This window comes from Oceanococcus sp. HetDA_MAG_MS8 (genome assembly GCA_019192445.1).
Classification (GTDB): Bacteria; Pseudomonadota; Gammaproteobacteria; order Nevskiales; family Oceanococcaceae; genus MS8.
On the sequence record JAHCMK010000003.1, the window covers coordinates 478,131 to 492,047 of the forward strand.

The following is a 13,917-nucleotide window of genomic DNA, read 5'->3' on the forward strand; positions in this document are numbered from 1 at the left end:
CCTGCGTACTGAGTGGGTGAGCAAGCCGACTATATCCTGCGCCGTAACAGCCATAGCGGCCTGTGTTGTTGCGGCGCGCCTAATCGGTCGTGCAAAAAGCTTGTAGGGTGGCACCCAACGCGGCGGCATCATAATCACTGCTCACCCGAGTTTGGCCAATGCCATCGAAGAGCACCAAGCGAATCTGCCCGTCCACATTTTTCTTATCGCCGCGCATGAAGTTCAGCATACTGGCGGCGCTTAGGCCTGCCGGAGGCGCTAGGGGAAGTCCGGCACGCTCTAGGAGTCTGGCGATACGGTGCACAGCATCGGCATCCAGCCAGCCCTGGCGGGCTGAGCAGTCAGCAGCCATCAGCATTCCGCAACCCACAGCTTCTCCATGCAGCCACCCTTTGTATTGCAGATGCGCTTCAATGGCGTGGCCGAAGGTGTGACCTAAATTGAGAAGTGCGCGTTGGCCAGCTTCGCGCTCGTCTCGCGCAACCACGCGGGCCTTATGTGCGCAGCTGTTGTACACCGCTTCTAAAAGAAGCTTGGGGTCGCGCTCTAACAAGCCTTCGATGTTATTTTCCAGCCACGCAAAAAAATTGGCATCACCAATCAAGCCATATTTAATGACTTCCGCTAGGCCTGCCTGAAGTTCGCGCTGGGGCAGAGTGTCCAAGGTGGCCAAGTCGGCAATCACCACTTGCGGTTGATGGAAGGCGCCAACCATGTTTTTTCCGGCCGGGCGATTGACCGCCGTTTTGCCCCCCACCGAGGAATCCACCTGTGCCAACAAAGTGGTGGGCACTTGGATGAAGGAAATGCCACGTTGGTAAATTGCCGCCACGAAGCCACAAAGGTCCCCGACAACGCCACCGCCTAAGGCGATGAGTGTGGTATCGCGGCCGAGCTTGTGCTCGAGCAAAAAGTCGATCAGCGCAGCGGCCGTATCCAGTGTTTTGAAGGCCTCGCCATCTTCTATCAAAAAGTGCAAGACCGGCTCCGACCACGTGGATTTCAGTGGCGCCAAATAATGCTGGGCGATGGTGGCATTGCTGATAATGACCGTAGATTGCGCGCGCGCTTGATGCGGCAGCAAATCGGCTTGGCCGATTAACCCTTGCCCAATATGAATGGGATAGTGCCGTCCAGGGATATTGACGTCCAAACGAACAGGTTTCATGACTTCATAGTTTGGGGCAGGGGTGCATTGAGGCGGCGCTGAAGGTGGCGGCTTAAATCGTCGATGAGCTCACGGGTGCTGCGCATGGCGCTGGCCACGATGAGGTCTGAACATTGTCTATATAGGGGGTCGCGCTGACAGAACAAATCGTTCAGCCGGGAGCGCGGGTCCGCGGTCTGCAATAAAGGTCGGTGGGTGCTGTTGCGAGTACGCTTGTACTGTTGGTCCACGCTAGCCAGTAGATAAATCACGTACGGGCCGCTGCGCAGCAGCTTGCGGTTCTCTTCTTGTGTTACCACTCCACCACCGGTCGCGATGACGCTATCGGGGAGAGCGACAAGCTCACGGAGGAGCTCGGTTTCGCGTTGCCGAAAACCCGCTTCACCCTCTTTTTCGAAGATAAAGGGGATCTCTACACCGCAGCGTTGCTCGAGCTCTTGGTCGGCGTCGATAAAGTCAAAGCCCAAACTCCGTGCGAGCGCGCGCCCTACGGTGGTCTTTCCCGCTCCCATGGGCCCAATGAGAATCACGCTGCGCATGCGCGCAAGGCTACCAATTTCCGTCATTTCGCGCTCGTGCGCAGTGCTCTGCCAGCTGGAGGAGGAATTGACGCACTGCCGCAATATCAGCTATATTTGACTGGATTTGGTCAGGGGTGCAGCGCTGGTGCACGGTTATCCTCGCACCGCCCGCGCAATACTAAAGTGGCAAGGCAAGTTGGCAGTGTTTGCTGCCATAATCTGCGCGCCCTTTGGATGGGATGCAGCTCTGGCCTCACTGGCGGGTTCAGTCATCGCAATCGTGCCAACAGCGTTAGCCGCTTGGCGAGTTTACGTTGCGCTAACTCGGGTCGGAGCGCGAAATCCTCGAGATTTCGTGCGGCTTGTGCAGCGGGCGCAATTGCTTCGGCAGGTGCTCACACTATTGCTACTCGCGATGGTGATGGCGCAAGCGGCAGAACATTTTGTACCTATCATGACGGGGTTCGTCATGTGTTTGGCGGCGTATTGGCTAGTAGCCAGTAGCCGTGGTCATCGAACGTAATTAGGGAGCGCAACGCGCAATGGCAAGCGGAACAGGTGAAAACAGCGCCACAGATTATGTGGTCCACCACTTAACCAACCTCAAGTTGGATCTGCAAACCATGACCATTGATCCGCATGCGACGGGTTTTTGGGTTTTGCATGTCGACAGCATGGTGTTCTCCATCGTGCTTGGCTTGGTCTTTGCCCTGGTTTTCCGCGGTGTTGCCAAGAAGGTCAGCTCCGGTGTGCCCAGTGGTACGCAAAACTTTGTGGAAATGGTGGTCGACTTTGTTGACTCCAACGTCAAAGAAACCTTCCCTGGTCATCACCCTTTAGTCGCACCGCTGTCGCTGACCATTTTCGTCTGGGTTTTCCTGATGAACTGCATGGACTTGGTTCCGGTCGACCTGCTGCCTTGGATGGCGCATGGCGTTGGCGTGGACTATCTCAAAGTTGTGCCCAGTACCGATGTGAACATCACCTTTGGTCTGTCGCTGTCCGTGCTCGCCATCATCTTCTATATGAACATCAAGATGAAGGGCTTCGTTGGCTTCGGTAAAGAAGCACTGACCCAGCCCTTCGGGCCCAAATTGGCGCCGTTCAACTTGCTCCTGCGCATCGTGGAAGAGTTGGCCAAGCCCATTTCCTTGTCCTTGCGTTTGTTCGGCAACCTCTTTGCCGGCGAGCTCATCTTTATTTTGATCGCCCTGCTGTTTACTCAGGGGGCTGTGTTGTTTGCGGCCGGTTTGGCGCTGCACTGGTTGTGGGCGGTGTTCCACATCCTGGTGGTGACCTTGCAGGCCTTCGTGTTCATGGTGCTGACCATCGTCTACTTGGGACTGGCGGCTGAGCACCACTAGCCTTACCGCTTTGCGGCTCGTTTTTTTCTTTAACTACTTATCTCCAACGGAGTTACACAATGATCGAGGCAATCTCCAACATTCAGGGGTTCACCGTGCTGGCCGTAGGCCTGATTCTGGCCTTCGGTGCCATCGGTACCGCGATTGGTTTCGGCCTGCTGGGTGGCAAATTGCTGGACGGCGTTGCTCGCCAGCCAGAGCTGGCCGGGGTATTGACCGGACGTATGTTCCTGATTGCTGGTCTGCTTGACGCCGTGACCTTCATCGGGATCGGGATTGGCATGTTCTTCACCTTCGCCAACCCTTTCGTCGCTGCCCTGCAAGCCGCTGCAGGCTAAGACGGTTCTTGCTCGCCAAGACCCGTTTGCCGACCAAACCTCTAGCAGGAGCCTGATTAATGGCTATTAACGTCACGCTCATCGGCCAGATGATTGCCTTTGCAATCTTCGTCTGGTTCACGATGAAATACGTCTGGCCGCCCATTGCTCAAGCAATGGCGGACCGCCAGCAGAAAATTGCCGATGGACTGGCCGCGGCCGAGAAAGGAGCGCGTGCTTTGCAGGACGCCTCTGCCCAAGCCGATGCTGAACTCGCCAAAGTCCGTGAGGAAGCGCGTGAAATCGTCGCCAGTGCGAACCGTCAAGCCACGGCACTGGTTGAAGAGGCGCGTGAGCAGGCCAAAGTCGAAGCCGAACGCATCCGCGAAGCAGCTCAAGGCGAGGTGCAGCAGCAGGTGTCACAAGCACGTACGGCCTTGCAAAAAGAGGTGGGGCGTTTGGTTATTGAGGCCAGCGAGAAGATCTTGCGTAAGGAGGTCAATGCCGATACGCATGCCGACCTTCTGAAGCAAGTTGCTGAGCAGGTATAACCGATGGCAGACGTCCAAACCCTTGCTCGTCCATACGCCGTAGCGGCCTTCAAGCACGCTCAAGCTTCCGGCAAGGTGGCCGAGTGGGGCCAAGCCCTGGAAAAGCTAGCCGAGGTTGTGAGCAGCGATGTGATGCAGGTTGTTATCCGTTCGCCTCAGGTGAGCGGTGAGCAGGCGGCGGCCGTATTGGCCGCCACCGTTGAAGGTCAGTCTGCTGACGTTGGAACCTTCATCAAGCTGCTGGCCGAGTACGACCGTTTGGCTCTGTTGCCTGCCATCTCGCAATCATTCGCTGAGCAAAGCGCCGCAGCTGACAATCGCCTTGAAGCCGTTGTACGCACTGCGTTCGCTCTTAGCGATGACCAGGCCAAAGCGCTTCAGGACGGTTTGGCCAAGCGTTTGGAACGCACGGTGGAGTTGGAGTTCGAAGAAGACACCAGTCTGATTGGCGGTGTATTCATCGAGTCTGGCGACATTGTGATCGACGCATCCATCCGAGGGGACTTGGACCGCTTGGCCCAACAACTTCACTGAAGAACTAGATATCAAATTGAGGATTGCTTCATGCAGCCGTTGAATCCCGCAGAGATCAGTGAACTGATCAAGGCGCGTATAGGGAACTTCGAATCTCTGACCGAAACCCGGAATACCGGCACCATCGTCAGCTTGGCTGACGGCATCGCTCGCGTTCATGGCCTGTCCAACGCCGTGCTGGGTGAAATGCTGGAATTTACCGGCGGTGTTTATGGTCTGGCTTTGAACCTCGAGCGCGACTCAGTTGGTGCCGTAATCCTGGGTGATTACAAAGGCCTTTCTGAAGGCGACACCGTGAAGACCACGGGTCGTATTCTTGAAGTGCCCGTAGGCGAAGGCTTGCTCGGCCGCGTTGTTGATGCCCTGGGTAACCCCATCGATGGCAAAGGCGAAATCAAAGCTGATTTGACCTCCCCCATCGAGAAAGTCGCCCCCGGCGTTATCGATCGCAAATCTGTGGACCAACCCGTTCAGACCGGTTACAAATCGGTGGACGCCATGGTTCCAGTCGGTCGTGGCCAGCGGGAGCTGATCATCGGTGACCGTCAGACTGGTAAGACGGCTCTGGCGATTGACGCGATCATCAACCAGAAAGACTCTGGCATTAAGTGTATCTACGTCGCGATTGGCCAGAAGGCCAGCTCCATCGCCAACGTAGTGCGCAAGCTGGAAGAGAACGACGCCATGGGCCACACCATTGTGGTAGCGGCGACGGCCTCTGAAACGGCAGCCATGCAGTTCATCGCACCTTATGCGGGCTGCTCCATGGGTGAGTACTTCCGCGACCGCGGCGAAGACGCTCTCATTATCTACGACGATCTTTCCAAGCAGGCCGTAGCTTATCGCTCGGTGTCCTTGCTGCTGCGTCGTCCCCCAGGTCGTGAGGCCTACCCAGGTGACGTTTTCTACCTGCACTCTCGCTTGCTCGAGCGTGCGGCACGCGTGAACGAAGATTACGTCGAGAAGTTCACCAACGGTGAAGTCAAAGGCAAAACCGGTTCCTTGACCGCTTTGCCCATCATTGAGACTCAAGCTGGTGACGTGTCGGCCTTCGTGCCCACCAACGTGATCTCGATCACCGATGGTCAGATCTTCTTGGAAACTGACCTCTTCAACGCGGGTATCCGCCCAGCTATGAACGCCGGTATTTCGGTGTCTCGTGTGGGTGGCGCAGCTCAAACCAAGATCATTAAGAAGCTTGGTGGTGGTATTCGTCTGGCCTTGGCTCAGTACCGAGAGCTCGCAGCCTTTGCGCAGTTTGCTTCGGATTTGGACGAGGCGACCCGTCGTCAGTTGGAGCGCGGGCAACGTGTGACCGAATTGATGAAACAGCAGCAATACGCGCCGCTGTCCGTTGGCCACATGGCGGTTTCGTTGTACGCCGCTGACAAGGGCTACCTCGACGATGTGCCGGTGGACAAGGTTGTGGCCTTTGACGAGGCTCTGCACCGCTATCTGGCCAGCGATCAACAGCCGTTGATCGACAACATCAATGCTAGTGGTGCCTACAACGACGAGATCGAGTCCGGCATTAAGTCGGCACTGGAGTCATTCAAAAAACAGTGGGCCGCGTAAGGCGAAGGGGCTGACATGGCAGGCGCCAAGGAAATTCGGACCAAGATCGGAAGTGTAAAAAATACGCAGAAGATCACCAAGGCGATGGAAATGGTCGCGGCGAGTAAGATGCGCCGCGCTCAGGACCGTATGGCCGCATCGCGTCCGTACGCGGAGCGCATGTTACGCACGATTGGGCATCTTTCTCAGGCCAACCCTGAGTACCGTCATCCATTTATGGTGGAGCGGCCGGTGAAGCGGGCCGCAGTGGTTGTGGTGAGTACCGATCGCGGCTTATGCGGCGGCCTCAACGTGAACCTGTTCCGCCAAGTGCTGAGCAAACTGCGCGACTATCAGGACGCTGGTGTAGAAGCAGAGCTGCTGCTGATTGGCAGTAAAGCAATTGCCTTCTTTAAACGCATGAAGTTTAAGTTGGCGGGTACGCTGGCCAACCTTGGCGATAACCCCCACTTGGACAGCCTCCTGGGCAGCATCAAGGTGGCTTTGGATGGGTACCGTGAAGGGCAGTATGACGAGGTTGTGCTGTTTGGTAACCGCTTCGTCAACACCATGACCCAGCAGCCCACTCCATTGACTTTGCTGCCTTTGCAGCCGGCCGACAACACTGACGCACTGCCGAACTTGTGGGATTACATCTACGAGCCAGAGCCGGTCGAATTGTTGGACGCAGTTCTATCTCGCTACATCGAAAGTCAGGTGTTCCAAGCTGTGGTCGAAAATGTGGCCTGTGAAATGGCCGCACGGATGATTGCCATGAAGGCCGCTTCCGATAACGCCGGTGACATCATCGACGGGCTGCAGCTCGAATACAACAAGGCTCGTCAGGCTGCGATTACCCAAGAATTGGCGGAAATCGTTGGTGGCGCCGCCGCGGTTTAAATCTCGAATTTCAAGAAATTGGTCCGATAGCATGCTATCGCGGCCCCCTCTCAAGAGGCTATCAAGATGAGTAACGGAAAGATTGTTCAGATCATCGGCGCAGTTGTCGATGTGGAGTTCCCTAGCGATAACTTGCCTAAGGTCTTCGACGCATTGCTTGTTGAAGACACAGGGCTAACGCTGGAAGTCCAGCAACAAATGGGTGATGGCGTTGTGCGTTGCATCGCCATGGGAGCTTCTGAAGGCCTGAAGCGTGGTTTGTCTGTCAAAGGCACCGGCGCCGGGATTTCCGTGCCCGTCGGCCAAGGCACACTCGGCCGCATCATGAACGTTTTGGGCGAGCCTCAAGACGAGCGCGGTGAAGTCAAGACGGACGACAAGTGGGAAATCCACCGCGACGCTCCAGCCTATGACGAACTTTCTGGCGCGACGGACCTCTTGGAAACGGGCATCAAGGTGATCGACCTTCTTTGCCCCTTCGCTAAGGGCGGTAAAGTCGGCCTCTTCGGTGGTGCGGGCGTGGGTAAAACCGTGAACATGCTCGAGCTCATCAACAATATTGCTACCGAGCACTCGGGCTTGTCCGTGTTCGCCGGTGTGGGTGAGCGTACTCGTGAAGGGAATGACTTCTATCACGAGATGTCCGATGCCGGCGTCATCAAGCTGGACAACCTCGTCGAGTCCAAGGTGGCCATGGTTTACGGCCAGATGAACGAGCCACCGGGTAACCGTCTGCGTGTGGCCCTGACCGGCCTCACCATGGCGGAGTACTTCCGTGACGAAGGTCGTGACGTTCTGTTCTTCGTCGACAACATCTACCGTTACACCTTGGCGGGTACCGAGGTGTCGGCACTGCTGGGTCGTATGCCATCGGCTGTGGGCTACCAGCCTACTTTGGCCGAGGAAATGGGTGTGTTGCAGGAGCGTATCTCCTCCACCAAGAAGGGCTCTATCACCTCCGTGCAGGCCGTTTACGTTCCCGCGGATGACTTGACCGACCCCTCTCCGGCGACCACCTTTGCTCACTTGGACGCCACCGTGGTTCTGTCGCGTGACATCGCCTCGCTGGGTATTTACCCGGCTGTGGATCCGCTGGACTCCACCAGCCGCCAGTTGGACCCTAATGTGATTGGCGCCGAGCACTACAACACGGCCCGCGCTGTTCAGGGTGTGTTGCAGCGCTATAAAGAGCTCAAAGACATCATCGCCATTCTTGGTATGGATGAGCTGTCCGAAGAAGATAAAAAGGTCGTTGCTCGGGCTCGTAAGATCCAGCGCTTCCTCTCGCAGCCCTTCCACGTGGCTGAGGTCTTCACCGGCGCTCCTGGTAAGTACGTGTCGTTGAAGGACACCATCCGTGGCTTTAAAGCCATTGTGGATGGTGAATACGATGACCTTCCCGAGCAGGCCTTCTACATGGTGGGCACCATTGAAGAAGCGGCTGAAAAAGCGGCTGAGGTTTGATCCAAATTCCTTGCTTCACGGTGTTGCGGCAAACTCCCTCTGAGAGCTTGCTCGCGGTGTGGAATAGGTCCAGGATAATTACGCTATGAAATTGCATGTAGATATCGTCAGCGCTGAAGGAGAAATCTTTAGTGGTGACGCAGCAATGGTCTTTGCTCCGGCCGTGATGGGTGAGGTCGGTATTGCTCCACGCCATGCGCCTCTACTGACGCAGCTCAGTCCAGGTGCCGTGCGCGTGCGCGACGCGGAGGGCAAGGACGAAGCAATCTTTGTAAACGGCGGGATCCTGGAGGTTCAGCCTCACCACGTCACGGTCATGGCGGACAGCGCTGAGCGTGCTGCGGACATCGACGAGGCCCGTGCAGAGAAGGCGAAGCGCGATGCTGAAGATGCGGTGGCAAATGCGAAGGCCGATGTGGACCTGGCGCGCGCCCAGGCAGAGCTTATTGAAGCGGCGGCCCGTTTACACCTGATCAAGAAGATCAAGGGTCGCAATTAAGCGCCCAGCTTTGGTTCTCATGTTTGTATTGAAACCCCGCCCAGTGCGGGGTTTTTTGTTGTAGAGAGTATTGTCATGAATCTGCATATTGTGATTCTTGCTGCCGGTGCGGGGACTCGCATGAAGTCGGCACAACCTAAGGTGCTGCACTGCCTAGCTGGGCGTCCTTTGTTGGGGCATGTCTTGCACACCGCACAGTCCTTAACACCGGCGCAAACCCATGTGGTGTATGGCCATGGCGGCGACATGGTGCGTTCCGAGTTTGCCGGGTATGACCTCAACTGGGTGCTGCAAGATCAGCAGCTTGGGACCGGTCATGCCGTACAGCAGGCCATGCCCGCGATACCAGATGAGGCCCATGTGTTGGTGTTGTACGGCGATGTGCCAGGGCTACAGCCCGACACTGCGAAGGAGCTGCTGCGAGCGGCTGCCGATGGATTGAGCATCTTGACCGTGCACATGGAAGACCCCAGCGGTTATGGAAGAATTATTCGCTCCGCTGATGGAACGGTCCAAGCCATTGTTGAGCATAAAGATGCCGACCCAGCGCAATTAAGTGTGCAGGAGGTCAACACCGGGTTTATGGCTGCCCCGGCGAAGCGGCTGCGCAATTGGTTGGGTCAGCTTTCCTGCAACAACGCCCAAGGCGAGTATTACCTGACCGACTGTGTGGCCTTGGCCCGCGCGGATGAGCAGATGGTGGAGGCGGTTCAAACCGCCGACCATATGCAGGTGCAGGGCGTCAATGATCGTGTTCAATTGGCCGATCTTGAGCGCCGTTGGCAGCGTCGCTGTGCTGAGACCCTGATGCGTCAAGGCGTCACCCTGGCGGACCCGCACAGACTGGACCTAAGGGGGTCCCTCAAGGCGGGAGAAGACTGTTTCATCGATGTGAACTGCGTTATCGAAGGTGAGGTGCAACTGGGAGCCGGTGTGCGAATCGGTCCGCATTGTGTGCTGCGCAACTGCACATTAGAGAAGGGCGTTGAGGTCAAGGCCTTCAGCCATATTGAGGGCGCCCAACTCGGTGCTCACTGCGTTATCGGTCCTTATGCTCGACTGCGGCCGGGCACCAAGCTTGCCGAGCAAGTTCGCGTGGGTAACTTTGTAGAGACAAAGAAGGCTGAGGTGGGTAAAGGCAGCAAAATTAACCACCTGAGTTATGTTGGAGATGCGCAGCTTGGCTCTGGCGTCAATGTTGGGGCAGGCACGATCACCTGTAACTATGACGGGGTGAATAAGCATCAGACCCATATCGGCAATGATGCCTTCATCGGGTCGAACTCTGCCCTCGTTGCACCCGTGTCTATAGGTACCGGGGCGACCATTGCGGCTGGAAGCACCATCACCAAGGATGCACCAGAAAATGCACTCACGGTCGCTAGAACGAAGCAGCGCAGCATTGCCGACTGGGCCCGCCCCCAGAAAAAACTGAAGTAAACGTAGGGAAAAACTGACAAAGCTCTTTAGGAAGTCGTACAGATTGTCTGCCTCCACCTATGAGCGAATGCCGTAGTAGTTCGTGATGCTCGCGTTCCGGCGTGGTGTAACAGCCGCGTCGAGCTAGGCATCAGCTACACGGAGCGTAGTTAGCAAGCTGACTACGCTAATCGTTATCAGAGGAGACAACATAATGAAGAACTGGTCCTATTGGGGGACGGCGAGTCTGTTGCTGGGGAGCAGCGCGCTAGCCGTGCCAGCCTTCGCGGCGACGTATGAGTGGGGCGAGGCCTCACTACAAGTCGATACGGTACTGAGCGTCGGCGCTTCGATTCGCATGGAAGACATGGACGAAGCCCTCATCGGCATCGCCAATGGCGGTACCGCGCGTTCGGTCAACGGCGATGATGGCAACTACGGTTTCGAAAAGGGAGACTTAATCGCTGGCGTGGCCCAGGGTACGGTAGACCTAGATTTTGTATCCGGGCGCCGCTGGGGCGCCTTTTCCCGGATTTCCGGCTTTTATAACTACCAAGCGGATCAGGCCGGGAATCTGAACGATCGCCTAGCCGCCAATGATGGTTTGGGCCGAGCGCGAGCCCGGGGCGAAGACGAGCTTGGGGATCGCGGCCAAGAGCGCACCGAAATGGAAGGTGAGCTGCTGGACCTTTTTGCCTGGGCCGATCTAGATGTCCTCGGCCGGCCCATGCTGGTGCGGGCCGGGCGTCAGGTGGTGAACTGGGGGGAGGGCACCTTTATTCAAAACGGCCTCAACGTGGTCAACCCCATTGATGTGGCGCGTTTTCGCCTGCCCGGAGCCGAGCTCCGGAATGCTCTTCGCCCCATCAGCATGCTTTGGGCCAGTACGGCGCTGACCAGCTCGCTGAGTATCGAAGCCATGTGGATCACCGAGTTTCAGGAGATCGAAATCGATCCCCGTGGCAACTACTTTTCCACCAATGACTTTGCCTCTGACGATGGCGACAAAGTGGTGGTGAGTTTTGGGCGTCGCCAGGACGATAACTCCCGACCCTTTGCCGTGCTCACTCCAGACCCGACTGATGACGGTGCCCAGCAGGTGTGGGCGCCGCGGGAAGGCAACCGTATGCCCGAAGACGCTGGTCACGAAGGTGGTTTTGTGCTGCGGTATTTCTCGACGGCACTCAATTCCACCGAGTTCGGCCTGTACTACCTGAACTACCACAGTCGCATTCCCTTCGCGTCCGCGATCCGGGGCGATGCGACAACGCCAGGGAATCTGAGTGCACCGCTGTGCTCGCAGGACCCGGCTGCTGAGGGTTGTAGGGCCAGCTACTTCGTGGAGTATCCCGAGGATATTTCCCTATACGGCCTGAGCTTCAACACCAATGGCCCGCTGGGCATTGCGGTCCAGGGTGAGGTCAGCTATCGCCCCAACAATCCGGTACAAATCAGCGGAGCAGAGGTGGTGCTCGCCGCCCTGGTTCCCGCTGGTTCGCGTTTGCGGCCCGCCGGCGCCGCCCCGGGCGAGACCATCACCGGCTTTGATCGCGTCGCCACGACACAGGCCCAGGTCACCTTTACCCAGATTTTTGGGCCCAGCTTTGGGGCCGTGCAATGGGTGGTGCTGGGCGAAGTAGGCTATACCCATCAAGACCTCAGCGACGTGCCCTTTAATGGCCCCGGCGCCGCCCTGCCATCCTGTGCGCAGCCCGGTGGCGCCGCCTTGCTGGCCGCGGTGTCCAATGGCTCCTGTCAGGAACAAGTCGGTGGCGGCTTCGCAACAAACTCATCTTGGGGTTATCGCTTAGTCAGCCGCCTGGACTACAACAATGTCTTCGGCTCCATCAATGTGTCCCCCCGGGCCATCTTCTTCCACGACGTGAATGGCGTGAGCCAAAACTTCAACGAAGACACCATGGTGGCCGGTCTGGGTGTGCGCTTTGACTACCTACAGCGCTGGCAGGCCGACCTCTCTTACACCGCCTACTTTGGTGGCCGTACTTTCCGTGGCACCGACCCCGTAGCACCGGGTACTCAACTCAACGAGACCACCTTTGCACCGGGCTCTCCGGATCAGGCACAGAGCTTCGCAACCTCGGCCAACCCCTTTGGCGACCGCGACTTTGTCTCGCTCTCCGTCAGCTACGCCTTTTGATCCATGCCCCGAACAAACAAGGACAACCCTATGTTGATATCTGATCACTTGCGGCGGCTGGCGTTGATGCTCGCTGCCACTAGCCTGCCGGCCCTGGCCGCCGTCCCCGCCGAAGAGGCTGCACGTCTCGGCAAAGATCTCACCCCCGTTGGCGCTGAGCGCGCCGCCAATGCCGAGGGGAGTATTCCAGCCTGGACCGGCGGCTATGACAAAATTCCAGCCGGCTTTAAGCCCGGTGGGCATTACCCCAACCCCTTCGCGGATGACGAGCCTCTGTTTGTCATCGATGCCAGCAACTATAAGCAGTACGCCGACAAGCTCAGTCCGGGGCAGATCGCCCTCTTCGAGCGTTATCCGGACACGCGCAAAATGAAGGTGTATCGCACCCGGCGTAGTGCGCGTTATCCGCAGGGGATTTATGACGAGACACGCGCCAACGCCACCAAGGTAGAGCTGGTGGACGGCGGGAATGGCTTTCGCGGCACCTCTGGCGGCTATCCCTTCCCGATTCCACAAGATGGCGTCGAAGCGATCTGGAATCACCTGACGGTGTACAAGGGCGATACCTATGCCACCAGCTGGGCCCAGGCCCCGGTGACGGCTAATGGGGATTACAACCTCGTCACCTTCGATTACGAATACGACTTCGTCTATGGGCACCAGGGCAAGCGCCCGGAAGAGCGTCAGGACAACCTGCTGTTCTATTTCTTGCAGGCGGTCACCGGGCCCGCTCGTCTGGCCGGCTCGATCTTGCTGGTTTACGACTATGCGGATCAGGTGGCTCAGCAACGTAAGGCCTGGGTCTACAACCCCGGTGCCCGCCGGGTGCGCCTGGCTCCAAACGTGGCTTATGACAACCCCGGGACGGCTTCAGATGGGCTGCGCACCAACGATGATTTTTTCATGTTCAATGGTGCCACCGACCGCTACAACTGGGAGCTCGTTGGTAAAAAGGAGATGTACATCCCCTACAACGGCTACAAGATCAATGGCCCCGATCTGAAGTTGTCGGATGTGCTCACGCCTGGACATGTGAATTCCGAGCATGCTCGTTATGAACTGCATCGGGTCTGGCATGTGCGGGCCACCTTGAAGAAGGGCACCAGCCACATCTACAAGACCCGTGACTTTTTCCTGGATGAAGACAGCTTCGTGGTGCATGTCACCGACAAATACGACAACCGCGACAGCCTCTGGCGGGTGTCCGAGCAACATAGCTATTTGTACTACGACGTGCCCTTCCTGGCGCCGGGGCTGGAGGTGCACCATGACCTCAACGCCGGACGCTACGTGGCGCTGTCGCTGCGTAACGAGGAAAACATCGTCTACAAGCCGATTGAGCGCGAGCCATCGGACTTTCGTCCGGACGCGCTAAGAATGCGCGGGCGTCGTTAATCGCTCCCTGCGAAGACAAGCCGGCCTGCGGGCCGGCTTTTTTTTGATTATTTGTGCGGGTATTGCGTTTCTC

At 57.4% G+C, this 13,917-nt stretch carries 14 protein-coding genes; 12 read left to right on the forward strand and 2 right to left on the reverse strand.

The window, feature by feature from the left end:
- Positions 1-79 precede the first annotated feature (79 nt).
- Together aroB and KI787_07945 are read right to left on the reverse strand one after the other, a co-directional pair.
- Positions 80-1,168, reverse strand: a complete 1,089-nt coding sequence (gene aroB, locus KI787_07940) for a 3-dehydroquinate synthase (GenBank protein MBV6629880.1) — start codon at positions 1,166-1,168, stop codon at positions 80-82.
- Positions 1,165-1,707 (reverse strand): shikimate kinase, encoded by a 543-nt coding sequence (locus tag KI787_07945; GenBank protein ID MBV6629881.1) that lies wholly within the window; start codon positions 1,705-1,707, stop codon positions 1,165-1,167. Before KI787_07945 ends, aroB begins: the two co-directional genes overlap by 4 nt.
- 184 nt (positions 1,708-1,891) lie before the next feature.
- Between KI787_07945 and KI787_07950 the strand changes: the two genes are divergently transcribed.
- The 12 genes from KI787_07950 (at position 1,892) to KI787_08005 (ending at position 13,844) form a co-directional block, all read left to right on the forward strand.
- Positions 1,892-2,212, forward strand: coding sequence for an ATP synthase subunit I (locus KI787_07950; protein MBV6629882.1), 321 nt, complete (start codon positions 1,892-1,894; stop codon positions 2,210-2,212).
- Between the two features lie 19 nt (positions 2,213-2,231).
- Entirely contained in the window at positions 2,232-3,053 is an 822-nt protein-coding gene (gene atpB, locus KI787_07955) for a F0F1 ATP synthase subunit A (GenBank protein ID MBV6629883.1), read from the forward strand.
- A gap of 59 nt (positions 3,054-3,112) precedes the next feature.
- On the forward strand, positions 3,113-3,391 hold the full coding sequence (gene atpE / locus KI787_07960) for a F0F1 ATP synthase subunit C (GenBank protein ID MBV6629884.1): 279 nt from the start codon (positions 3,113-3,115) through the stop codon (positions 3,389-3,391).
- A 59-nt stretch (positions 3,392-3,450) separates the two neighbouring features.
- Positions 3,451-3,921 carry a F0F1 ATP synthase subunit B gene (locus KI787_07965; protein MBV6629885.1) on the forward strand — a complete coding sequence of 157 codons (471 nt, stop codon included), beginning with the start codon at positions 3,451-3,453 and terminating at the stop codon, positions 3,919-3,921.
- 3 nt (positions 3,922-3,924) lie between these two features.
- Positions 3,925-4,455 (forward strand): F0F1 ATP synthase subunit delta, encoded by a 531-nt coding sequence (locus KI787_07970; protein MBV6629886.1) that lies wholly within the window; start codon positions 3,925-3,927, stop codon positions 4,453-4,455.
- 30 nt (positions 4,456-4,485) lie between these two features.
- A complete protein-coding gene (gene atpA, locus KI787_07975) occupies positions 4,486-6,030 on the forward strand; it encodes a F0F1 ATP synthase subunit alpha (GenBank protein MBV6629887.1) in 1,545 nt (514 codons plus the stop codon).
- Between the two features lie 15 nt (positions 6,031-6,045).
- Positions 6,046-6,909 carry a F0F1 ATP synthase subunit gamma gene (gene atpG, locus KI787_07980; protein MBV6629888.1) on the forward strand — a complete coding sequence of 288 codons (864 nt, stop codon included), beginning with the start codon at positions 6,046-6,048 and terminating at the stop codon, positions 6,907-6,909.
- 66 nt (positions 6,910-6,975) lie between these two features.
- Positions 6,976-8,373: a F0F1 ATP synthase subunit beta gene (gene atpD / locus KI787_07985; protein MBV6629889.1), complete on the forward strand. Its 1,398-nt coding sequence runs from the start codon at positions 6,976-6,978 to the stop codon at positions 8,371-8,373.
- A gap of 85 nt (positions 8,374-8,458) precedes the next feature.
- On the forward strand, positions 8,459-8,872 hold the full coding sequence (locus KI787_07990) for a F0F1 ATP synthase subunit epsilon (protein ID MBV6629890.1): 414 nt from the start codon (positions 8,459-8,461) through the stop codon (positions 8,870-8,872).
- A gap of 75 nt (positions 8,873-8,947) precedes the next feature.
- Positions 8,948-10,312 carry a bifunctional UDP-N-acetylglucosamine diphosphorylase/glucosamine-1-phosphate N-acetyltransferase GlmU gene (gene glmU, locus KI787_07995; GenBank protein MBV6629891.1) on the forward strand — a complete coding sequence of 455 codons (1,365 nt, stop codon included), beginning with the start codon at positions 8,948-8,950 and terminating at the stop codon, positions 10,310-10,312.
- A 193-nt stretch (positions 10,313-10,505) separates the two neighbouring features.
- Positions 10,506-12,449, forward strand: coding sequence for a DUF1302 domain-containing protein (locus tag KI787_08000; GenBank protein ID MBV6629892.1), 1,944 nt, complete (start codon positions 10,506-10,508; stop codon positions 12,447-12,449).
- A 30-nt stretch (positions 12,450-12,479) separates the two neighbouring features.
- A complete protein-coding gene (locus KI787_08005) occupies positions 12,480-13,844 on the forward strand; it encodes a DUF1329 domain-containing protein (protein ID MBV6629893.1) in 1,365 nt (454 codons plus the stop codon).
- Positions 13,845-13,917: the final 73 nt, after the last annotated feature.